The organism is Candidatus Solirubrobacter pratensis, assembly GCF_000425945.1.
GTDB classification, from domain to species: Bacteria; Actinomycetota; Thermoleophilia; order Solirubrobacterales; family Solirubrobacteraceae; genus Solirubrobacter; species Solirubrobacter pratensis.
In genome coordinates, this window is record NZ_AUEK01000003.1 from 422,849 (window position 1) to 444,856 (window position 22,008).

Annotated in this window: 19 protein-coding genes; 6 read left to right on the forward strand and 13 right to left on the reverse strand. The window is 72.2% G+C overall.

What is annotated here, in order from left to right; translation table 11 throughout:
* From H958_RS0102190 to H958_RS0102215, 6 genes are all read right to left on the reverse strand, one after another.
* Positions 1–2,511 carry an Ig-like domain-containing protein gene (locus H958_RS0102190; RefSeq protein ID WP_037408824.1) on the reverse strand — a complete coding sequence of 837 codons (2,511 nt, stop codon included), beginning with the start codon at positions 2,509–2,511 and terminating at the stop codon, positions 1–3.
* A 57-nt stretch (positions 2,512–2,568) separates the two neighbouring features.
* Complete coding sequence (locus tag H958_RS0102195; RefSeq protein ID WP_028057460.1) at positions 2,569–4,512, reverse strand: choice-of-anchor Q domain-containing protein; 1,944 nt, start codon at positions 4,510–4,512, stop codon at positions 2,569–2,571.
* 44 nt (positions 4,513–4,556) lie between these two features.
* The gene (locus H958_RS0102200; protein ID WP_156027612.1) at positions 4,557–6,212 is read right to left on the reverse strand and encodes an Ig-like domain-containing protein; all 1,656 of its coding nucleotides are present in this window, start codon (positions 6,210–6,212) and stop codon (positions 4,557–4,559) included.
* Positions 6,212–6,391 (reverse strand): hypothetical protein, encoded by a 180-nt coding sequence (locus tag H958_RS0102205; RefSeq protein ID WP_028057462.1) that lies wholly within the window; start codon positions 6,389–6,391, stop codon positions 6,212–6,214. The genes H958_RS0102200 and H958_RS0102205 overlap by 1 nt, the downstream gene beginning before the upstream one ends.
* A gap of 149 nt (positions 6,392–6,540) precedes the next feature.
* Positions 6,541–8,190 carry a right-handed parallel beta-helix repeat-containing protein gene (locus tag H958_RS0102210; RefSeq protein ID WP_156027614.1) on the reverse strand — a complete coding sequence of 550 codons (1,650 nt, stop codon included), beginning with the start codon at positions 8,188–8,190 and terminating at the stop codon, positions 6,541–6,543.
* Between the two features lie 21 nt (positions 8,191–8,211).
* Positions 8,212–9,915, reverse strand: a complete 1,704-nt coding sequence (locus H958_RS0102215; protein WP_028057464.1) for a choice-of-anchor Q domain-containing protein — start codon at positions 9,913–9,915, stop codon at positions 8,212–8,214.
* A 70-nt stretch (positions 9,916–9,985) separates the two neighbouring features.
* Between H958_RS0102215 and H958_RS0102220 the strand changes: the two genes are divergently transcribed.
* Entirely contained in the window at positions 9,986–10,453 is a 468-nt protein-coding gene (locus H958_RS0102220) for an ester cyclase (protein ID WP_028057465.1), read from the forward strand.
* Here H958_RS0102220 and H958_RS0102225 read toward each other — a convergent pair.
* Positions 10,450–11,055 (reverse strand): endonuclease/exonuclease/phosphatase family protein, encoded by a 606-nt coding sequence (locus H958_RS0102225; RefSeq protein ID WP_028057466.1) that lies wholly within the window; start codon positions 11,053–11,055, stop codon positions 10,450–10,452. The two genes, H958_RS0102220 and H958_RS0102225, sit on opposite strands and share 4 nt — an antisense overlap.
* Before the next feature lie 38 nt (positions 11,056–11,093).
* Here H958_RS0102225 and argF point away from each other — a divergent pair, with 38 nt between their 5' ends.
* Positions 11,094–12,002, forward strand: a complete 909-nt coding sequence (argF, locus tag H958_RS0102230) for an ornithine carbamoyltransferase (protein WP_028057467.1) — start codon at positions 11,094–11,096, stop codon at positions 12,000–12,002.
* Positions 12,003–12,014: 12 nt separating this feature from the next.
* Positions 12,015–12,338 carry a hypothetical protein gene (locus tag H958_RS0102235; RefSeq protein ID WP_028057468.1) on the forward strand — a complete coding sequence of 108 codons (324 nt, stop codon included), beginning with the start codon at positions 12,015–12,017 and terminating at the stop codon, positions 12,336–12,338.
* Here H958_RS0102235 and map read toward each other — a convergent pair.
* Positions 12,328–13,062 carry a type I methionyl aminopeptidase gene (gene map, locus H958_RS0102240; protein WP_028057469.1) on the reverse strand — a complete coding sequence of 245 codons (735 nt, stop codon included), beginning with the start codon at positions 13,060–13,062 and terminating at the stop codon, positions 12,328–12,330. The two genes, H958_RS0102235 and map, sit on opposite strands and share 11 nt — an antisense overlap.
* A gap of 21 nt (positions 13,063–13,083) precedes the next feature.
* Here map and rlmD point away from each other — a divergent pair, with 21 nt between their 5' ends.
* Positions 13,084–14,466 (forward strand): 23S rRNA (uracil(1939)-C(5))-methyltransferase RlmD, encoded by a 1,383-nt coding sequence (gene rlmD / locus H958_RS34375; protein WP_051323706.1) that lies wholly within the window; start codon positions 13,084–13,086, stop codon positions 14,464–14,466.
* Positions 14,467–14,469: 3 nt separating this feature from the next.
* On the opposite strand, the gene H958_RS0102250 is transcribed toward rlmD, so the two are convergent.
* Positions 14,470–14,682: a hypothetical protein gene (locus H958_RS0102250; protein ID WP_028057470.1), complete on the reverse strand. Its 213-nt coding sequence runs from the start codon at positions 14,680–14,682 to the stop codon at positions 14,470–14,472.
* A gap of 69 nt (positions 14,683–14,751) precedes the next feature.
* Here H958_RS0102250 and H958_RS0102255 point away from each other — a divergent pair, with 69 nt between their 5' ends.
* Complete coding sequence (locus H958_RS0102255; RefSeq protein WP_028057471.1) at positions 14,752–16,329, forward strand: Ig-like domain-containing protein; 1,578 nt, start codon at positions 14,752–14,754, stop codon at positions 16,327–16,329.
* Here the strand turns inward: H958_RS0102255 and H958_RS34380 are convergent.
* Positions 16,326–17,093, reverse strand: coding sequence for an alpha/beta fold hydrolase (locus tag H958_RS34380; protein WP_051323707.1), 768 nt, complete (start codon positions 17,091–17,093; stop codon positions 16,326–16,328). The genes H958_RS0102255 and H958_RS34380 overlap by 4 nt on opposite strands.
* A gap of 63 nt (positions 17,094–17,156) precedes the next feature.
* Here H958_RS34380 and H958_RS0102265 point away from each other — a divergent pair, with 63 nt between their 5' ends.
* Positions 17,157–18,095, forward strand: a complete 939-nt coding sequence (locus H958_RS0102265; RefSeq protein ID WP_028057472.1) for an alcohol dehydrogenase catalytic domain-containing protein — start codon at positions 17,157–17,159, stop codon at positions 18,093–18,095.
* 82 nt (positions 18,096–18,177) lie between these two features.
* On the opposite strand, the gene H958_RS0102270 is transcribed toward H958_RS0102265, so the two are convergent.
* Genes H958_RS0102270 through H958_RS0102280 form a run of 3 tightly spaced genes read right to left on the reverse strand, consistent with a single transcriptional unit; the run spans position 18,178 to position 21,981 of the window.
* A complete protein-coding gene (locus H958_RS0102270) occupies positions 18,178–18,783 on the reverse strand; it encodes a uracil-DNA glycosylase family protein (protein WP_051323774.1) in 606 nt (201 codons plus the stop codon).
* A gap of 49 nt (positions 18,784–18,832) precedes the next feature.
* The gene (locus tag H958_RS42625) at positions 18,833–20,737 is read right to left on the reverse strand and encodes a glycosyltransferase (protein WP_028057474.1); all 1,905 of its coding nucleotides are present in this window, start codon (positions 20,735–20,737) and stop codon (positions 18,833–18,835) included.
* A gap of 47 nt (positions 20,738–20,784) precedes the next feature.
* Complete coding sequence (locus tag H958_RS0102280) at positions 20,785–21,981, reverse strand: inositol-3-phosphate synthase (protein WP_051323775.1); 1,197 nt, start codon at positions 21,979–21,981, stop codon at positions 20,785–20,787.
* Between the last annotated feature and the right edge of the window lie 27 nt (positions 21,982–22,008).

Sequence of the window (22,008 nt, forward strand, 5' to 3'; positions counted from 1 at the left end):
CTACGGCTTCTTATTAGCCGTGTAGCTCTTGGGCGCGCGGACCAGGATCGTCTTGTGCCTGACGAAGTCCTGGACGCTGACGACGCCTCTCGCCACGCGGGTGAGCGTCTTGCCGCAGGAGTCCTGGACGAGCCACTTGGTGCCGCGGACGGTGGCGGAGCTGTATTGGCCGCGGGTGCGGAAGGAGCCGGTGCCGTCGCCCCACAGCTTGCGGGCCTTGGGCTTCTTCTTGGCGGCGGCCGACGCGGTCTTGCCCTTCGGGCAGGCCGCGAGCTGCTCGACGAGCTGCAACTCGGTGATCCCGCCGCTCTGAGTGACTTTGAAGATGCCGTCGTAGAAGAGCGCGCTCTCGGCGGGCATTCCGGGCTTCGGGATCGCGTAGAGCCGGATCCTGCTCTTGCGCGTGTCGACGGTGGAGCCGACCGGGATGCCGCGGGTGATGTCGACGGGCTCGAACTTCTTGGACCCGGGGAGTAGGACGAGCGTCTTCCCGCTCACAGGCTGGATCACGACCGTCTTGTTCGGGACCGGAGTCGGCGTGGGGCTGGGCGTGGGCGTGGGCGTCGCGCTCGGCGTGGGCGTGGGCGCCTGCTGCACGAGCGCGACGGAGAACGAGCGCGTCTGCTCGCTCTGGTTGCCGGCGGCATCCGTCGCTCGCACCCAGAACACGTACGCGCCGGGCGCGAGCCCTGAGAAGCTCTCCGGCGATGCGCACGGCCTGTAGCTCCCAACTGCCGCGCCGGGCCCGTCGAGCTTGCACTCCGTGATCGCAGCGAGCTCCGAGGCGAACGTGAACGCCGGCGACGGGTCCGTCGTCGGCCCGTCCGGCCCGCCGGTCACGTCGGCGGCGGGCGGCATCGTGTCGACCGCGATCGTTCGGGATGAAGACGCAGGACCGGTGTTGCCGGCGGCGTCGGTGGCGCGCGCGGTGTAGGGGTGCGCGCCGTCGGCGACGCCGGTGAGCGTGACGCTCCATGCGCCCGTGGCGCTCGCGGCCACGGTGCCCTTTGAGGCAGTGCCGTCGAGGACTTCGACCGAGGCGTTGGCCTCCGCGGTGCCGGCGAGGTTGACGGTGCTCGTCTTCTGAAGGACGTCGCCGCTAGGCACCGTGATCGCCGGCGCCCCGGGGACCTTCGTGTCGACGGTCACCGTGCGGTCCGCGGACGCCGCGCCCGTTCCGCCGCCGTCGGTCGCTCGCGCGCTGTACGTATGGGCGCCGTCGGCGACGCCGGTGAGCTGGAGGCTCCAGTTCCCGCCTGTCGCGGTGACGGCGCCCCTGGAGGTCCCGCCTTCGAGGACCTCGACACGCGCGCCCGGCTGCGCCGTTCCCGCAAGGTTGACCGTGCTGGATCGCTGCGGCACGTCCGTCGGCGGCGTCGTGATGACCGGCGCGGGTGGCGGCAGGTCGCGCTCATAGGCGCCCGAGTCGCACGATTTGCCGTCAGGCCTCGGAAGGTCGCGCTGGTCGGTTCCCGTGCAAGGCGCGCCGAAGTCGACCGCCGGGCTCGTGGCGGCGATCGCGAGCACCGGCGTCTCGCCGCCTGCTGCGAGAAGCGGGCCGAGCTGGGGGTCGGTGCTCTGCTTGTCGGCGGGCGTCGCGAGCCCGCAGCTCGAGCCGGAGTCGATGTTGCCGCCGCCGCTTGTCAGCTTGCCGCCGCAGTTGACCTGGACGCCGTCGCCGGTGTTCCCGGACACGATCGAGGAGGACACCGCGAAGCTCTCGGCGTCCGAGACGAAGATTCCCGGGCCGCCGCTCGTGCTGCCGGCGAAGTTGCCCGCGACCGTCACCCGCGTGAGCGTGGTCCGGTTGCGCGGGTCGTCACGGGATACGATCCCCGCGCTCGCCAGGGCGCTGTTTGCGGTGACGGTCGAGTCGGTGAGCGAGAGCACGCTGCCCGCCGCCGCCTTGGCGTTGCCCTGGGACAGGATCCCGCCGCCGTCACCGCCGCCGCCGCCCGCGGCCGAGTTGACCGCTTGATTGTGGTCGATGAGGCTGTTGGCGATCTTCGCCTGGCCTCCGCCGGCGATGGCGAGCCCGCCGCCCCGGTACGCCGTTCCTCCGGTGATGCGCACGTGGTCGGCGGTGAGTACCGCGCCCTGGTTGACGAGGACGTTGCCGCCCATGTCGCCCGCGGTTGACTGGGCGACGCCATTCGAGATCGTCGCATGGGCGAGCGTGACGCTCTGGCCGGCGCCGATCGACAGTACGCGCCCGCTCTTGCCGTCGCCGCGGATCTCCGTGGTCGCCGCACTTGCCCCGGCGATCGTCAGCGCGCTACCGAGCGTCAGCTCACCCGAGACGTTGTACGTGAGCGCGTCGAGCTTGATCGTGTCCGAGCCCGTGAGCCGCGCCGCCTCCGTGACGGCGGCGCGCACCGTCGTGCAGCTCGACCCAGTGCAGCTGCCGGCGCCGTCGGCGGTGCCCGAGACGGTGAACGTGGCGGCGTGCGCAGGCGCCGCCGCGGCCAGCGTGGCGATCCCGGCAGCTACCAAGAAGGCCCGCAGGCGCATGTCGGGCGACACTAACCGGGCGCGATCGCCGGGTGCAACGTCCGATCGGCGAGGTTTTCAGTGCCTCTTACGCGCCGTGTAGCGCTTGGGCGCGCGGAGCAGGAACTTCGTCTTCTTGACCAGGTCCTGCACCTGCACGACGCCCTTGGATACGCGGGTGAGCGTCTTGCCGCAGGAGTCCTGGACGAGCCATTTGGTGCCGCGGACGGTGGCAGAGCTGTACTGGCCGCGGGTGCGGAAGGAGCCGGTGCCGTCGCCCCACAGCTTGCGCGACTTGGGCTTCTTCTTCGCGGCGGCCGACGCGGCCTTGCCCTTCGGGCAGGCCGCGAGCTGCTCGACGAGCCGCAACTCGGTGATCCCGCCGCTCTGAGTGACTTTGAAGATGCCGTCGTAGAACAGCGCGCTCTCGACCGGCTTCCCGGCCTTCGGAATCGCGTACAGGCGGATCTTGCTCTTGCGCGTGTCGACCGTCGAGCCGACCGGGATGCCCCGCGTGACGTCGACCAGCTCGAACTTGTTCGACCCCGGCAGCTTGACGAGCGTCTTCCCGCTCACGGGCTGGATCACGACCGTCTTGTTCGGCACCGGCGTGGGCGGCGGCGGGGGAGGAGGAGCGGGGACGCTAAAGGCACGCGACGTGGTCGTCTGGTTGCCGGCCGCATCCGTCGCCCGCAGCAGGAACGTGTAGTTGCCGGGCGGGAGGCCGCTGAAGCTCGCCGGCGAGGAGCACGGGCCGAACGCTCCCGCCCCGGACGGCCCGTCGAGGCGGCATTCGAACCGCACCCCCGCGGCCGACGAGCTGAAGGTGAACGCCGCGCTCGAGCCACTCGCGGCGCCGGAGTCGATGCTCACATCCGGCGGCAGCAACTCGAAGGCGCCTGCGTCGCAGGCGGCCCCCTGTGGACGCCCGACGTCGCGCTGGTCCGCGCCGGTGCAGGCCGGGTTGCCGGCCGGGATGCGATTGACCGCCGGGCTGGTGGCCGGAATCGCGAGCACGGGCGTCTGGCTGCCACCGGCGAGGGCGGTCGCGAGCTGCGGGTCGGTGTTACGCCGGTCGGTGGCGTCGATGAAGTTGCAGTCGGCGAGCGACTCGACGTTGTAGCCGGCGCTCGTCGGCCTCGTCGGGCCGGCGCAGTTCGAGGGTCCGATGACGACGGGGGCTGAGCCGAGATTCCCGGTGTTGTTGGAGACGATCGAGCCGGTCGCGGTGAACGACTGCGTGTCCGGGAGGTAGATGCCCCCGCCTGGACCCGATGTCGCGTCGTTGAACGCGACGGTCGACCGCGTCAGCCTGGTGGTGTTGGCCGCGTTGTCGCGCACCACGATGCCGGCCCCGGTGAGCGCCGTGTTGAAGGCGATCGTCGAGTCCGTGATCTGCAGCGTCCGCCCACCGGGCGTGGCGTTGACGATCCCGCCGCCCTGGCCCGGGATGGTCGCGCGGAGGACGAGTTGGGCGTGGTTGTTGTCGATCAGGCTCGAGGCGATCGCCGCGCTGCCGCCCGCGAGGCCGATGCCTCCGCCGGCTCCGGCCGTGCCTCCGGTCACGCGCGAATGGTCGAGCACCAGCGTCGCCCCGGAGCCCACCAGGATGTTCCCGCCGATGGGATCCGCCGACGTCAGCGCCTGCCCGTTCGCGACCGTCAGGCCGTGGATCCCGACGAGCGCCTCGCTCGCAAGCGCGAACACCCGGAACGCTCCGCCGGCCTGCACGCGTGTCGTCGACGCGTCCGCGCCGACGATGAGCGCTCGCGCGACTTCCGGGAGCGCCGCCGTGAGCGTGTAGGTCCCCGCCGGGACGTCGATCGTGTCGAGGTCGCCAGGGTTCGCGTTCGAGGCGTTCACCGCCGCCCGCAGCGTGCAGTCCGGCAGTTGAGGCGGCTGCGGTGGACACGCGCCGGCCGTGTCCGCGGTCGTCGTCACGTCGAACGTCGCCGCCGAAGCCGGGGCGGCGGCAACCAGCAGGGCTGCGGTCGCTGCGATCAGGAGGGCGCGCGTCCGCATCCAGCGAGGACCTAACCAGACCCGGCGCGGATGAGCAACGGCTGCTAGCGCTGAGCGGTGGCCTGCCGGCCTGCGCGCACAAGCACGGTCTTGTGCGCGCGGAGGTTGCGGAACGCGACGACGCCGCGGGTCACGCGCACGACCGTGCTCTTGCACGAGTCCTGGACGATCCACTTGGCGCCCCGGCCGGTCGCGTCGCCGTAGCGGCCGCGGATCCGGAACGATCCTGCGCCGTCGCCCGTCAGCTTGCGTGTCCGCCCGCAGCGCAGCTTCTCGCTCAGCGCGAGCTGCGTCGCGCCCGAGGACTGCGTCACGGTGAACACGCCGCCGGAGAACTTCGCGGACTCCGTCTTCGTTCCGGTGGCGGGCGCGGCGGTGAGGACGACGATCCCCTTCCTGGTGTCGACGACCGTCCCCACCGGGACCGCGGTCTTCGCCCGCAGCTCCTCGAACCGCGGGGAGCGGGGGCGGCGGATAAGCGTCCGGCCGCTCGACGGCCGCAGCACGACCGTCTTGCCGTACGAAGCGACCGCGGTGGGCGTGGCCGGCGGCATCGGACTGGCCGAGACGGTGGGCGGCGGCGCTGGGTTCTGCGTGGGCGGACCGCCCCCGACGGTGAACGGGAGCGCCGCCGTGCTGGCGTTCCCCGCGGCGTCCGTCGCTCTCGCGACGAGCATGTAGTCGCCCGGCGCCAGTCCCGGGTAGCTGAGCGGGCACGGCCCGAACGCGCCCTGGCCCGACGGGGTGTCGAGGCGGCAGTCGAGCGTCGTCCCCGGGTCCGAGACGATGCTGAAGCCGTCGGGGCCGCCGGTGATGACGGGCGGGTTCGGCGCGTTGGGCGCCACGGTCAGGACGTGGCGCGCCGACTCGGCGCTCACGTGCTTGGCGGCGTCGGTCGCGGTCGAGGTGTAGGTGTGCTCGCCGGGCGAGACGTTGGCGATCGTCAGCGTCCAGTTGCCCGCGCCGTCGGCGGACTTGCTGCTCTTCGCCACGCCGCCGTCGAGCACCGTCACCGTCGCATTCGCCTCGGTGCTCCCCGAGAACTCCACCGTCGTGGAGCGTTGCGCGGCGCCGTCGACGGGGAATCTGATCGTGGGCGCCGCCGGCGCGGTGAGGTCCACCGTGACGGTCAGCGAGGTGGGCGCAGAGACGTTGCCGGCGGCGTCGGTGAGCGTCACGGCATAGGTGTGCACCCCCTCGGCGACGGCGACTGGAGCGGTGGACCATGGACCGGCCGCCGCCGGCGTCGCGGTGGCAACCGACGTGGCACCCTCCGAGATCGTGACGGTGCCGGCCTCGCTTGCGTTGCCGCTGAAGGTGATCGGCGACGCACCGAGCAACGCGTTGTTGGCGGGCACGGTGACGGTCGGCGCTCCGGGCGGCTGCGTGTCGACGGTGAAGCTGCTCGTGACGGTGCCGGTCTCCATCCCCGCGTTGGTCGCCACGACGGTGAAGGTGTGGGGGCCGTCGGCGAGACCGGAGACGGGATGGGGCGAAACGCATGCGGCCGCGGCTCCCGAGTCGAGAGCGCACGTGAACGTCGCCGCGGCGTCATCGGCGGTGAACGCGAAGCCGAACGCGGTCTGGGTCCCGAGCGCGGGCGGCTGCGCCGTGAACGTCACGACGGGCGGGGCCGCGGCGGCAGTCGAGGGCGCGGCGAGCGCCAGCACAGCCACGATCGCCGTCAGGAGCCGCCTCATCAGCGCCTCGGCTTCGCGAGGCACGTTCCGCCGGCGTGCGGCGCGAGCGGCGTGAGGTCCGTCGTGCTCGTGGTCGGAGAGACCGTGAGGATGCCCTCGGAGAACTGCGCCTGCTGCACGGTGCCGCCCTTCCTGACGATCGCGGCGAGGTCTACCACGCGCTTGATGGCGTCAGGCATCGATCCAAGTGGAATCGGCCTATTCGGGTCAAGCGCGACGAACCTGCGGCTCCGCGCCCGCATACGCAGGGTTCCGCGCGGCGGCGGGGCCGGCCCAGGATTTCCGCGGCACCTACGTCATGGAAGAGACAGGTGCCGCGGGACTGCGTTCAGCGCGGGCGCGCCAGGTATCGCTTGTGGGCGCGCAGGATGAGCGTCTTATGGCGCACGTCGTCGCGCACGGACACGACGCCCTTGGCGACGCGCGTGAGCGTGCCGGCGCACGTGTCCTGGACGAGCCATTTCGTCCCGCGGACCGTCGCGGAGCTGTACTGCCCGCGCGTGCGGAACGAGCCGGAGCCGTTGCCCCAGAGCTTGCGCGACTTCGGCTTCTTCGCCGCGGTCCGCGCACCCTTGCCGCACTTCGCCAGCGCCTCGCTGAGCGTGAGGTCGGTCGTCTTCTTGCTCTGCGTGAGCTTGAAGATGCCGTCGTAGAACGTCGCGGTCTGCGGCTTGCCGCCCTTCTTGAGCAGGGCGGTGATCCTGATCTCGCCCTGCTTGGAGTCGATGACCGAGCCGACCGGGATGGGCTTGGTCGGGTCGAGCGCGACGAACTGGCTGCTGCCCGGCTTGCGAACGAAGATCCGGCCGTCCACGACGTGTCCGGTGACCGCCTTCTGCGGCTCAGGTGACGGCGTCGGCGTCGGCGTCGGGGTCGGCGTCGCCGTTGGCGTGGGCGTGGGAGGCGGCTGGACGGCCGGGACGAGCTCGAACGCGCCGGCGTCGCAGGCGGCGCCCTGCGGGCGGGCGATGTCGCGCTGGTCGGTGCTCGACAGGCACGGCGAGACGATGTCCACGGCGGGGCTCGTCGGCGCGATCGGCAGCACCTGTGTCTGCTCGCCGGCGTCCGTCAAGGCCGTCGCAAGCTGCGGATCGGTGTTCTGGTGCCCGGCGAGCCCGCACTCGCTGCCGGACTCGACGTTGCCGCCGCCGTCGGCCGGAGGCGCCACGCCGGCGCAGTTGAGCGGCGTGTTCCCCGCGAGAATCGAGCCGGCGATCGACGGGCCAGGAGCGCGGAGGTAGACGCCGTCGCCCGGGTTGTAGGCGATCGTGAGCGCGCGAAGCGTCGTCGAGCCGTTCGACTGCACGTCGAGCCCGCCGCCCTCTCGCGCGGTGTTGAACGCGATCGTCGTGTCCTGGAGGGTGGTGGCCGTGCCCAGGCCGTCGTCGGAGACCCAGATCCCGCCGCCGGCGTCGACCGCCGTGTTGTTGTCGATCAGGCTCGAGGAGACCGTGAGGGCGGCCGCGCTGGAGGCCGCGATCCCGCCGCCCGAGAGGGCGCGGCCGCGGGTCACGCGAGCGTGGTCGAGCGTGAGCGTGCCGGGGTTGCTGACGAGGACGTTCCCGCCTGGCCCGTCGCTCTGCACGCCGTCGCTGAGCGTGAGGCCGGAGATCGTCGCCGACCCACCGCTGACTGACAGGACTTGCATCGCACCTCCACCGGAGACGACCGTCGACGCGGCGCCGGCGCCCGAGATCGAGACGCCTTCGGAAGAGGTCACCGAAAGCGGGGCGTTGCTGATCGTGTACGTCCCGGCCGGCACGGTGATCTGGTCCGGGCCGCCGCTCGCGTCCGCCGCCTCGATCGCCTGCCTGAGTGAGCACGAGCCGGGGACGCACGCCGCCATGGGATTCGGCGTCGTATCGGCTTCGGTGGTGACGGTGAAGACGGCCGCGCGCGCCGGCGCGGCGATCAAAATGGCGGCGGCGACCGCAAGCCCGACGGCTCGTTTGCATCCCTGCATGGCAAGCGTGAACACCGCGGAAGCGGCGTGGTTGCGCTACTTCCGCGGCCGCGCGAGATACTGCTTTCCGGCGCGCAGGACGACCGTCTTGCGCTTGACGTTGTCGCGCACCGTCACCGCGCCCCGGGACACCTTCGTGAGCGTGCCCGCGCACGAGTCCTGCACGAGCCACTTCGTGCCGCGGACGGTGGCCGAGCTGTACTGGCCGCGGGTGCGGAACGAGCCGGACCCCTCGCCCCACAGCTTGCGCGACTTCGGCTTCTTGGCCGCGGCGCTCGCCTTGCCCTTCTTGCATGCGGCCAGGGCCTGATTGAGGGTGAGGTCAGTCGTCGTCTTCGATTGGGAGATCTTGAAGATCCCGTCGAAGAAGTTGGCCTTGTCGGGCTTGCCGCCCTTCTTCAACAGCGCGGTGACCGAGATCGTGCCCTGCGTCGCGTCGACCGTCGACCCGACCGGGATCGGCTGGCCCGGATCGAGCGCGACGAACGTCTTGCTGCCGGGCTTCTTCACGAGGATCTTGCCCTCGACGACCTGCCCCGCCACCGACTTCTGGGGCTCCGGCGTCGCCACCGGCGGCGGAGGCGGGGGAGGCGGCGGCGGAGGCGGCGGCTGCGTCGTCGTCGGGATCTCGAACCCCGTCACCGGCGGAGCGACGGCACCCTGCTCGTAGGCGCCCATGTCGCAGGCGCCGCCCGCCGAGCGCGGCGCGTTGCGCTGATCGGCCGAGCTGTTGCATGGGTTGCTCGTGCCCTTGGCCGGCCCGCTGCTCGGGATCGCAAGGATGTCGGTTTGTCCGCCGTCGTTGCTCAGGAACGACACGAGCCCGGTATCGATGACGTTCGGAGTGATTCCGCACGCCGCGCCGTCCTCCAGTCCGGTGCTGTCGGTGGTCGCCGCGAAGTCGCAGTTCGATCCCGGCACGCGGTTGGCCTGGTTGCCGACTAGCAGCGAGCCGTACGAGGACCACGTTCCGCCACCGGCAGCGATCGAGATCCCGCCCGGCGCCTGACCGCTCGTGTTGTACCCCATCGTCACGTGCGTCAGGAACACCTGGTTGGACGGGTTGCCCGCCGAGCTGATCCCGCCCGCCGTCCCGGCGGTGTTGTTGAAGATCGTCGACTCGCTGAGCGCCGTGAGCGCGGACGCCGCGCCGCCGGCATTGAAGATCGCGCCACCCTGCGCCGTCGCGCTGTTGCCGTCGATGAGGACCCCGGCGGCGTAGAACGTTCCCGTGTTCGCGACGCCCCCGCCGTTGGCGGCGATGCCGCCGGTCACCCGGGCGTTCGTGAGCACGAGCGCGCCTCCGTTGAGGATGTTCCCGCCGTCGCCCGGGCCGGCGCGCCCGCCGGCGACGGTGACGCCCGAGATCCCAGCGGTGACACCGGGGCTCACGGTGAACACGCGCGAGGCTCCGTTGCCCTGGATCGTCGCGGTGCGCGCGTTCGGGCCGACGAGGGAGATGTCCTGGTCGAGCGACAGCGGACCCTGCGTCAACGTGAAGGTTCCGCTCGTCGCGAGCCCGACGACGTCGGCGCCAGGATTCGCCGTCGCGGCGGCCACCGCGACGCGCAGTGTGTCGCACGCGAACGCGCCGGGGATGTTCGGATACGGGCGGCAGGCCCCTCCCGCATCGCCCGTGCCCGTGACGATGTAGATGGCGCCGTCCGCGCGGGCGGGGGAAACGGCGACGAGAATCGCGGTGGTGGCGAGAAACAACGCAATGAGGACGCGGCGCAGCACTTGTTGCCGACCCTAACCCGACGCGACTCCGGCAGGCAACCGTCGATCGAGCAGGCCATCATGAGCGTCCATGGACGTGGACGCCCTCTTCGACGCCTGGGATCGCGCCTGGTCAGGGCGTGACGCGCGCGCGTTCGAGTCGCTCTGCGACCCCGATGTCCACTACGAGGACCCGCTGACCGAGGACCCGCTGGTGGGCACCGACGCGCTCGGCCGCCACGCGCGCGGGCTGTGGGAGGCGTTCCCGGACGCGCGAGTGAACTCGACCGGCGCGCGCGTCGCCGACGGAGCGTTCGCCTGCGCGCCGTGCCGCGTGCTCGGCACGCACGAGGGGCGGCTCGGGCGGATCGCGCCGACGCACCGCGAGCTCTCGGTCCACGCCATCGTCTACGCCGAGCTGCGCGACGAGCGCCTGCTGCGCGTGCGCGCCTTCTTCGACGTCTATGGCGCCGGGATGCAGCTCGGAGCGCTGCCCAAGCACGGCACCGCCGGGGAGCGCGCGCTGCTGCTGCTGCGCGGCTTCGGCCTGCGCGGCTAGTGCCCGGACACGTAGATCGTCACGGCGACCGGAGGATGGTCCGACAGCGGCCCGCGCTCGAGCACCGTCGCATCGCGGCCGCGGCGGCCCTCGGTGAAGAGATGGTCGACGTGGTTGCCGGCGATCCGCACCATCCCGGGCAGCGCCGGCCGCTTGACGTTGAGGTCGCCGCCGAACAGCAGCGGCATGCCGCCCGCCCACGTGAGCGCGGCGGCCAGCGCGCGCAGACTGTCCGCGCTGCCGTCCGGCGTCGAGGCGTGCACGTTGACGACCCACCCCTCCCGCAGGCGCACGCCATGCGCGAAGCGCCGCTCGGGGATGCGCGTGAGCAGCACCGAGCGGTGCTCGAGCACCGGCGCCCCGCGCACGAGGATCACGTTCGCGCCGCCGCCGTTGGCCCGCAGGAGATCCGGGTTGCGGGACGAGATCGCGCGCCGGGCGCCGATAAGCCCGTTGCGCGACGTGAGCACCCAGCGCGCCTGCGCGCCCGCCGCGCCCGCGAGCCGCGGCGGCCACCACGGCGGCACCTCCTGGAGCAGCGCGACGTCCCAGTCCCAGCTCGCGAGCGCACCGGCGTACTCGTTCAGCAGCGAGCGTCCCACGGAGCTCGGGCTACGACCGTGGTAGAGGTTCCAGGTCAATGCCCGCACTCGAGACTCCCCTCCACTTCCTCACCGGCGCCGAGCTCGACGCCGCCGCGCTCGCCTCGCTGCTCGACCGCGCCGCGGCGCTGAAGGCGGCGCCGCTGTCCTCGCGGGTGCTCGACGGGCGCGCCGTCGCGCTGCTCTTCCAGAAGCCGTCCACGCGCACGCGCACGTCGTTCGAGACCGGCGTGTTCGAGCTCGGCGGCCACCCGATGGTCCTGCGCGGGGAGGAGCTGCAGATCACGCGCGGCGAGTCGGTGCGCGACACTGCGCTGGTGCTCTCGCGCCACGTGGCGGCGATCGGCCTGCGGACCGGCAGCGAAGAGGAGCTGGAGGAGCTCGCGGCGCACGCGACGGTGCCGGTCGTGAACATGCTCTCGCCGCTGCACCACCCGTGCCAGGCGATCGCCGACCTGGAGACGCTGCGCGAGGCCTACGGGGAGCTCGAGGGGCGCGTGCTCGCCTACGTCGGCGACGGCAACAACGTCGCCCGCTCGCTCGCGGTGCTCGGCGGCCTCGCGGGGATGGAGGTGCGCGTCGCGGCGCCCGCCGGCTACCAGCTCGAAGACGGCTGGGGAGCGGTTCTCACCGACGATCCGGCGGAGGCGGTCGCCGGCGCGGATGCCGTCTACACCGACGTCTGGGTCTCGATGAGCGACGACGAGTCCTCGGCCGCGGCGCGGCGCGCGGCCCTCGCGCCGTACCGCATCGACGACGCGCTGCTCGACCGCGCCGCCCCCGGCGCCTTTGCGCTGCACTGCCTTCCCGCGCATCCCGGCGAGGAGATCACCGAGGCGGTCCTCTACGGCGACCGCCAGCGCATCTGGGACCAGGCCGAGAACCGCCGCCACGCCCAGAAGGCGCTGCTCGAGCTGCTCGTTTCCGCCGCCGCGGAGCGCGGGTAGGTCAGCGCGGCCATGCCGTCGTTGAAGAACCCCGCCGAGCTCGCGGTCATCCCGATCGACTGGCTGAAGGACACGCTCGACGCCGCGGTCCGGCGAGGGCGCATGACGCGCGACGACGCAACGGAGCTGCTGGCCGAGCTGCTGCGGGGGCGTCGCGGGCCGGAGGAGGAGGACACGCTCCCGATCAGCGGCTACGACGACCTGACGGCGGCCGAGGTCGTGACCCAGGTGAAAGGTCTGGATCCTGACGACGCGCGCCGCGTGCGCGACTACGAGCGGCGCAACGCGAACCGCAAGACCGTGCTCTCGGCACTCGAGCAACGACTCACGCCGTGACCAGGATCGGCGCGCCCTGGGTGACGACGATCGTGTGCTCGGCGTGCGCCGACGGTGAGCCGTCCTCGGTCCTGACGGTCCAGCCGTCCTCGTCCATGTAGACGTCGCCCAGGCCCGCGGCGATGATCGGCTCGACCGTGATCACGAGCCCGTCCGTGAGCGGAGGGCCGTCCCACGCGACGTTCGGGACGTCCGGCTCCTCGTGGATCCGGCGCCCGATGCCGTGGCCCTGGAGGTCGGCGCAGACGCTGAAGCCGCGCCGGGTGACCTCCGTCTCCACCGCGGCGCCGATCGCGCCGATGCTCGCGCCGGCCGTCGCGGCCTCGAGCCCGCGTCGCAGCGCGGACTGCGCGGCCGCGGCGAGGCGCTGCTCGCGGCCGCGCACGCGGCCGACCGGCACCGTGCGGCACGCGTCGGCGTAGTAGCCGGCGAGCTCGGCGGTGACGTCGAGCTTGACGAGCTGGCCGTCGCGCAGCCGGCGCGGGCCGGGGATGCCATGCACGGCCTCGTCGTCGACCGAGATGCAGGCGGTTCCCGGGAAGTCGTAGTCGAGCTGCGGGCCCGAGCGGGCGCCGTGCGAGGCGAAGACGCGCGCGGCGACGTCGTCGAGCTCCTTCGTGGTGACGCCGGGCCGCACCCGGCGGCTCATCTCGCGGATCGCCTCGGCCACCGCGCGGCCGGCGGCCTGCAGGGCGGCGAGCTCCTCTGGGTGGTCGATCGACACCCTGTCATCCTCACACATCGCATGTCCGTGACCGCACAGCGCCCGTCCCGAGGCGACGTCCTCGAGCTCACGATCGATTCCCTCGCCCACGGCGGCAACGGCGTCGCGCGCCGCGACGGCTACGTCGTGTTCGTCGCGGGAGCGGTGCCGGGTGATCGGGTGCGGGCCGTCGTCGGCAAGGCCAAGCGCGCGTACGCGGAGGCGCGGGCGATCGAGATCGTCGAGCCGTCGCCGGATCGCGTGCCGGAGGTCGCCGACCACCCGGGCGCGCCGTGGCAGGTCCTGCCCTACGAGCGCCAGCTCGCGGTCAAGGCCGAGCAGGTCGAGGACGCCCTGCGGCGGATCGGCAGGCTCGACGGGTTCGAGCTCGAGCCGATCGTCCCGGCCGCCGAGCAGTGGCGCTACCGCAACAAGCTCGAGTACTCGTTCGGGACCGGGGAGGACGGCGAGCTCGTGCTCGGCTTCCACGCCCCCGGGCGCTGGAACGACATCGTCTCGATGACCGACTGCAAGCTCGCGTCGGAGAAGGGCAACGCGCTGCGCGAGCAGGTGCTGGCGTTCTGCCGCGCGCAGGGCCTGAGCGCCTGGGACCGGCGCGACCAGCGCGGCTTCCTGCGCAACCTCGTGGTACGCGAGGGGCGCCGCACGGGGGCGACGCAGGTGCGGCTGATCACCTCGCCGGGCAAGCTCGACGTCGACGCGTTCGTCGCCGCCGTCGACGGCGACGGTCTGTGGTGGACCCAGACGGCCGACCTCGGCGAGTCGACGACCGGCGGCGAGACGACGCTGCTGTCCGGCGCGCCGCAGCTGCCCGAGCGCATCGGCGACCTGGACTTCCTGATCTCGCCCGAGGCCTTCTTCCAGACCAACACGGAGATGGCGGAGCAGCTCTACGCCGTCGCGCGCGAGTATGTGGCGCTGCGCGGGCACGAGCGCGTCTTCGACCTCTACTGCGGCATCGGCACGATCGGCCTCTCGCTCGCGTCGCGGGCGCGCGAGGTGATCGGCGTCGAGCTCGTCGAGCCGGCGGTCGCGGACGCGATCGCCAACGCGCGCATCAACGAGATCGACAACGCGCGCTTCTTCGCGGGCGACATCCGGCTGACGATGCGCGAGCTGGTCGAGCGCACCGGCAAGCCCGACGTCGCGGTGATCGATCCGCCGCGCGCGGGTCTCTCGGCGAAGATCGTCCGCCGCATCGTCGAGGCGGCGCCCAGGCGGATCGTCTACGTCTCCTGCAACCCGACGACGCTCGCGCCGAACGCGGCGCAGCTGGTCGAGGCCGGGTACGGGCTCGTCAAGGTCCGCCCGGTCGACATGTTCCCGCAGACGCCGCACATCGAGGCGGTCGCCCTCTTCGAGGCTGGCCCCGACGGCGTCCGCAACCCCGAGCGCGACGAGTAGCGCTCAGCCCGCGCCGCCGAAGGGCGGGATGTTGCGGAAGGCGGCCGGCCGCGGATCGTCGCCGAGCGGCGGGCGCTCGGCCGCCTCGGTCTCCGGCGTCGTCTGCCGCGGCGGGTGGACCGCGACCCAGCGGCCCTTGGCGTCGAGCCGCATCTTCACCTTCGCGCCGGGCGGCTCGCCGGCGTCCTGCCGCCCGGAAGGTTCGTGCCTGGGCATGGATCCGAGTGTAACCCCGCCCGTGTGCGCGACGTAAAGGGTCGGACCGACGCACGACAGGGAGGTTGAATGTTCCGCAGGATGCTCGTCGCCGCGCTCGCCGCGACGGCGATGACGGCGGCGCCCGCGAGCGCCGACGAGGTGAGCACGATCGCCGGGACCCCGCTCACCGTGCACGTCGGAGACCACGGCCAGTTGCAGGCCTTCCGCGCAGGCGAGGCCTCAGGGTTCTTCTACAGGCCGAGCTCGCAGCTCGGCGATGCGGGGTTCTTCCTCGCCTTCCCCGGTACTCAGCCGCTGTCGCTCGCCACGAAGGTGTTCGGGTTCGACGGCGCCGCGGGCCCGGACGCGCCGCCGCTGACGCCGTACACCACGTTCTCCAAGTCGGCGGCGACGGGCGCGGGAACGCCTGACGCGCCGTTCAAGCAGGTCACCGTGTACGACGTCCCGGCTGCCGCGCGCATCACGCAGACCACGTCGTACGTCAACGGCGCCCAGGAGTTCACCGTCCGCTGGGACGTCAAGAACATCTCCGGGTCGCCGTTGCGCTACAAGGCGCTCGCCGCGGCCGACTTCTACTTCGAGGGCTCCGACCGCGGCACCGGCGTCTTCACGCAAGGGCCGCCGCGCTTCATCGGCGGCACGAACGCCGACACCGGCCGCTCCGGCGGGTTCGTCGAGGTTCCGTCGGCGCCGGCGTGGACGCATTACCAGGCGCTCGAGTACGGCGGCAACGTCGCGATACCGGACGTCTGGGACGACAAGATCGAGGTCGCCGGGGCGAGCACCTCGCCGACGTTCGACGATACGGTCGAGGGCCAGCCGACGGACAACGCGGGCGGCGTCGAGTGGGACGACACGCTCACCGGCGACGCGCTGGCGCCGAACGCGACGAAGACGTACTCGCTGGTCGTCCGCAGCGCGCTGCCCGCCGCGCTGCAGTTCGACAAGACCAACGCCGGCGCCCCCCAGCGGACGCCGATCGCGTTCATCGCCACCGCCAAGGACACGTCGGGGCAGCCGTTCACCGGCAAGCCGCTGCGGTTCTCGATCACCGGCGCCAACCCGCTCTCGAGCGCCGCGACGATCGACGCCGCCGGCAATGCCGTGATCACCGATCCCGGCACCAACGCGGGCGCGGACACGATCGTGGCGTTCGTCGACCTCAACGGCGACGGGGCGCGTCAGGACAACGAGCCGCAGGCCTCCACGCTGGCCACGTTCATCGACAACATCCCGCCCGCGTGCACGGTCAAGGTGACCGGCGACCGTCCCGGCGGCGGCGGCGCGGGCAAGCCGCTCGTGGTGACCGTCAACTGCGACTCGCCGGTCAACGTCACGACCGCGAGCACGTTCACGATCACGCCGCGCAAGAAGAAGGCGCACGCGTCGGCGAAGCCGAAGAAGAAGCCCAAGAAGGTCGTGATCAAGCTCCCGGTCACGAACGCCCAGGTCCTGACGCCCGGTCAGGCCGTGCCGGTGGCGATCAAGGTGCCGAAGTCGATCGCCAAGAAGTACGCCGGGGCGAAGGTGTCGGCGAAGGTCGTCGTGACGGCGGCCGACGCCGCCGGCAACAAGGTCTCGAAGACCGCGAGGCGCACGCTCACGCTGCGCGCCGTGAAGGCGAAGAAGAAGAAGAAGGGCTAGGCCGCCTGCGCGAGATCGCTCACGCCCGGCTCGGGCGCCGCCAGGCGCGCGAGCGCGTGGGCGATCTCCGCGTAGACCTCCGCGTTGAGGCCCATGCCGAGGTGCGAGGCGCGGACCTCGATGAGGTCGGCGGCGGGGTCCAGGCAGGAGCGCCAGTCGACGATCCCGTCGGTGCGCGAGTAGAGCGCGGTGTACGGGACCTCGACGTCGCCGATGAGGTTCGCGCGGAACTCCCGGCAGCACTCGCCGCGCAGGCAGCTCCAGCGGAGCATGCCGGGGACGCGGACGCTGCCGAGCGCGCCGACCAGGCCCACGTTGACGAGGACGAGCGGGTGGATCCGCAGCTGCGACACCGTCGGGGCGCCGAGCGTGACGATGCCGGCGACGAGCTCGGGCCGCCGCGCCGCGAGCGCGCGGGCGAACGTGCCGCCGCGGCTCTGGCCGATGATCGTCACCGGCTGTCCCGTCTGATGCGCGAACCGCTCGAGCCGCTCCTCGAGCCGCGTGCACGCCTCGGCCGAGCAGTCGACGTTGATCCGTATTCCCGCCCGATGGGTGCGGTAGCCGTTGGCGCGAAGCCAGTGCGCCATCGTCCGGAGCGAACCGTCGCCGGCGAGGAACCCGGGGATCAGGAGCACCGGGCGATCGTTCCCCCAGACCATGCCCGCGCCGCGCCAGATCGAGCTGCGCAGGAGCGCCGCCGCCTCGACGCCGGCGAGGCTCTCGCGCCAGATCGGAGGGATGAAGGGGAGCCGGACGGCCACGTCCAGTTAATACCCTGATTCTGTGGCGGCCACCACAATCGATCGGGGGGTACGATCGCCGATATGCGAGCCGCCACCATCCGCGACGGCCGGATCGAGGTCGTCGAGCACCCCGATCCAGAACCACAGGACGGACAGCTGCTGGTCCGTGTCCATGCCGCCGGACTCAACGGCGCCGACCTGCTCCAGGTCGCCGGCCACTACCCGCCGCCGCCGGGCGCGCCCGCCGACATCCCCGGCCTCGAGCTGGCCGGCGAGGTCGTCTCCTGCGGGCGCCGCGTCGGGCGCTTCGAGCCCGGCGACCGCGTGATGGGGATCGTGGCCGGAGGCGGCCAGGCGGAGCTGGCGGTGATCCACGAGCGCACGGCGATGCCGGTGCCGGAGGAGCTCGACTGGACCGCGGCGGGCGGCGTCCCGGAGGTCTTCACGACCGCCCACGACGCGCTCTTCACGCAGGCGGGTCTGGCGGTCGGCGAGCGGCTGCTCGTCCACGGCGCCGCCGGCGGCGTCGGCATGGCGGCGGTGCAGCTCGGCGTGATGACCGGCGCGCGCGTGACGGCGACGGTCCGCAACGAGCAGTGCCGCACGCAGGTCGCGGCGCTCGGCGTGCAGGCGATCGACCCCGAGGGCTTCGCGGACTACGGCCCGTTCGACGTGATCCTCGAGCTCGTCGGCGCCCAGAACCTGACCGGCAACCTCGAGGCGCTCGCGACCGGCGGCCGCATCGTCGTGATCGGCGTCGGCGCCGGCGCGGTGAGCGACATCGACCTGCGCATGCTGATGCACAAGCGCGCCGTCCTGCGCGGGTCGACGCTGCGCTCGCGGCCGATCGAGGAGAAGGCGATCACCGCGCGGCTGATGGAGAAGATGGTGTTGCCCGGGTTCGCGTCCGGCGACCTGATCGTGCCGGTCGCCGCGTCGTATCCGCTCGACGAGGCCCCGGCCGCCTACGACCGGTTCAAGGCGGGGAAGAAGCTGGGGAAGGTCGTTTTGGAGATCTAGGTTTCGCCTCCACTTCGCCGGCCGCCGCGGGCGCGGCGTCGCGCGCCGGGTCCGACCGGCCTTGCTCCGTTCCGGCGACGTGTCAATAAGGCGGAAACTCAGACCACCACTCCCCGAGCACCCGGAACGCGCGCCAGAACTCGCGCTTGGCGGACTCCTCGTCGAGCGAGCGGTCGATGTCGGGCACGTAGAGCGCGTCGACCGACGGCGTCAGGTGCTGGATCATGCCGTATTCCTCGCGCACCTCGCGCGCGAGCGGCAGCTGCAGCTCGTTGAGCACGTCGAGCGCCTCCGGCCCCATCACCACCACGATCTTCGGCTGCACGATCGCGATCTCCTCGACCAGCCGCGCCACGCACTCCGGCGCCGCCAGCGAGGAGTCGGCCACCGGGCACTTCACGCACAGCGTGCCGTAGACCACAAGGGGATCGATGTCGAGCCGCTTGAGCGACTTCATCAGCGCGGTCCCGGCGCGCCCGTAGAACGCGACGCCCTCCTCGACCTCGGCGGGCGTCGGCGCGTGCTTGAGCAGCAGCACGTCCGCCTGCGGGTGCCCGGAGCCGAGGACCGGCATCAGGTTCCCGCGTGGGCAGCTGTTGCAGCCCTGCAGGTCGCGGGTGAAGTGATTGAGCTCTCGGATCGCGCGCTCGAGGTACTTCTCGCGGATCTCGTCGTCGGTCGCGGGCATTCCGCCCATCGGGTTCACCCCACGGCCGGGTTCTCCTTGCCCCTGCAACTCAACTCCCGCCGCGGCCGGCGACCGCGCGCGCGACCTTGCGCCGGCGGGTCGCACGGCGGGCGGCGGGTGGCGTGGCGCGTGTCTGGAGGAACTTGAGGGCCTGGACGTGGGCGTAGCGCAGGGAGGAGGGCGTGCCGGTGATGTCCGCGTCGCGCAGCGATTCGAGGAACTCGTCCGGCCCGTCGAAGTCGCGCATGCGGATGCGGACCGAGCCGAGCCCCCGCGCGACGTGCGCGTCCGAGCCGGCGCCGCCGACGATGCGGTACTTGGCCGCGAAGCGGACGGCCTCCTCGTTGAAGGCGGGGATCGCGATGCGCGGGTTGAAGACCTCGATCGCGTCGATGTCGCCGACCACCGCGAGCATGTGCTCGTAGTCCGGGACCGCGTGCATGCGATCGAACGGGTGCGGGACGTAGACGAGCCCGCCCTGGCGGCGGATCTCGGCGATCGTCTCCGCGAGCGTCATGCCGCGCGGGATCTTCTCCTCGATGAAGAGGCCGATCACCTCGCCCTGATCGGCGGTCTTGACCTCCTCGGCGACGATCACCTTGACGCCGAACTCGGCCGCCTTGGCGCGCGCGTCGAGCGCGCCGGAGATCTCGTTGTGGTCGGTCACCGCGATCGCGCCGAGCCCGACCTCGCGGGCGGTGGCGAGCAGCACCTCGACCGGCGTCGCGCAGTCGTTCGAGTGGTCGGTGTGCATGTGCAGGTCGACGTCGATCAGCTTCTTCTTGCCCACCCGCGCGCGGATGTCGGGCCGGCCGTTGGTGCCGTGGCGCAGGGCGGCGAGGCCCGCGTAGATCGCCTCCGCCTCGTCGGCGACGCGCGACCACGCGAGCCGGGTCCGCGCGGCCTCGGCTCCCCGGGCCAGCTGCTCGCGCAGCGCGGCATCGGCGACCACGCGCTCCAGCTGGGCCGCCAGCACGTCGACGTCGGCGGGCTCGAACAGCAGCCCGAGGTCGCCGTGCTCGAGCACCTCCTCGTACACCGGCAGCCGCGCCGCGACGGGAACCGCTCCGGCGCCCAGCGCGCGCACGAGCACGCCCGGGGCGGTGACCTGGCCGAGCGACGCGGTCACCACGACGTCGGCTTGCGCGAGCTCGCCCGCCTCGTCGCCGGCCACCCGCACGCGCTCGCGCAGGCTCGAGCGCAGCGTCGGGACGGCGCCGGTCGCCGAGACGACGACGGCCTCCCACGGCAGCGCCTCCGGCAGGCGGCGCAGCGCGCGCAGGAACAGCCGCAGCGCGGCGCGCTCCTCGCGGTCGGAGAAGACGATCCGGATCGGCGCGCCATCGGGCCGCGGCGCGCGCTCGGTCGGCGTCACGCCCGGGCGCAGCAGCTCATACGGGGACGGGAAGAAGCGTTGCAGCAGGTCAGCCGTCGCCTGGTAGCTGGCGGTGCGCGCGTCGAGCCGGCCGAAGAACAGCTCCACGAAGCGCCGCGCGACCTGCGTGGAGAGCACGCGCTCCTCCGGCGCGTGGAACGAGCCGACGTTGAGCGCGCGCGAGTGCCGCAGGGCGACGGAGCCGGCGCTCGGCGCCCACGGCTCGTGTACATGCACGAAGTCGAGCTTGGCGACCGTCAGCACGTCCTCGATCGTGCGCGCGATGTCGACCGGCGGCGACGGCGCGACGCCCCGCCGGTGCACCGGCAGCAGCTCGCCGACGCCGAGCACGCGGACGCCCCCGCCGGGGTCGAACAGCGCCTCGGGCCGCTCCCGCGCCGCCCGGATCAGCTTGCGCGACTCGCGCACCAGCTCAGGCGACCGCGAGGGCGCGAGCAGCAGCACGCGGTGCCCGCGCCCGGCCAGCTCGCGCGACAGCTCGGCGGCGAACGTGCCCACGTCGTGCTCGTCCTCCAGCGCACGAGGCGCGACCTGGGCGATGGCGAACCGCTCCGGCACCGCGGAGCAGCATAACGAGGGGGAGCGCCGGCGCTCCCCCTCAGTCGCTACTTGGAGACCTTCTCCGCGTCCTCGACGGTGTCCTTGCCGGCGCCCTTGCGCGCGGCGCGGGCGGCCTTCTCGGTCCGCGCGTGCGTGCGGATGAACTCCTCGGTGTCCTCGCGCGCCTGGTCGTCCGGGCGCTGGTTCTGCGGGGATTTCATGAGGTAGGAGCTCGGGCCGTCGAGCTGGCCGCCGATGCCGTGGTTGAGCGCGAGCTTGCAGCAGCGCACGGCGTCGATGACGATGCCCGCCGAGTTCGGCGAGTCCCACACCTCGAGCTTGAGCTCGGCGGTCAGCGGCACGCCGCCGAACGCCTCGCCCTCGAGGCGGATGTGGGCCCACTTGCGGTCGGTCAGCCACGGCACGTAGTCCGACGGGCCGACGTGGACGTCGTCCGGGGCCATCTCGTCCTCGACGATCGACGTGACCGCGTTGGTCTTGGAGATCTTCTTGGACTCCAGCCGCTCGCGCTCGAGCATGTTGTAGAAGTCCATGTTGCCGCCGACGTTGAGCTGCGACGTGCGTGCGAGCTTGACGCCGCGGTCGCCGAACAGGCGGGCGAGCGAGCGGTGGACGATCGTCGCGCCGACCTGCGACTTGATGTCGTCGCCGACGATCGGCAGGCCGGCCTTCTGGAAGCGGTTGTCCCAGTACGTCTCGCGGGCGATGAAGACCGGGATGCAGTTCACGAAGGCGCAGCCGGCCTCGAGGATCTGCTCGACGTACCACTTCGTGGCCTGCTCGGAGCCGACCGGCAGATAGGAGACCACGACGTCGGTCTTGGTCTCCTTGAGCACCTCGACGATGTCGACGGTGGAGCCTGGCGCCTTCGTGATCTTCTGAGACAGGTACTTGCCGAGGCCGTCGTGGGTCATGCCGCGCTGGACCGGCACGTCCATGTGCGGGATGTCGTCCGTGAACTTGATCGTGTTGTTCTGGCCCGACCAGATGGCCTCGGAGAGGTCCTTGCCGACCTTCTCGGAGTCGATGTCGAAGGCGGCCGAGAACTCGATGTCGCGGACGTGGTAGCCGCCGAGGTCCACGTGCATGAGGCCCGGGACGCGCACCGTGGGGTCGGCGTCGCGGTAGTGGTGGACGCCCTGGACGAAGGCGTTCGCGCAGTTGCCCGCGCCGATGATCGCCACGCGGACCTTGTCGTTCTGGTAGCGGCCGCCGCCGTTCGCGGACGGCTCGTGACCGATGTGCGTCGTCAAGAGAAGCTTGCCTCC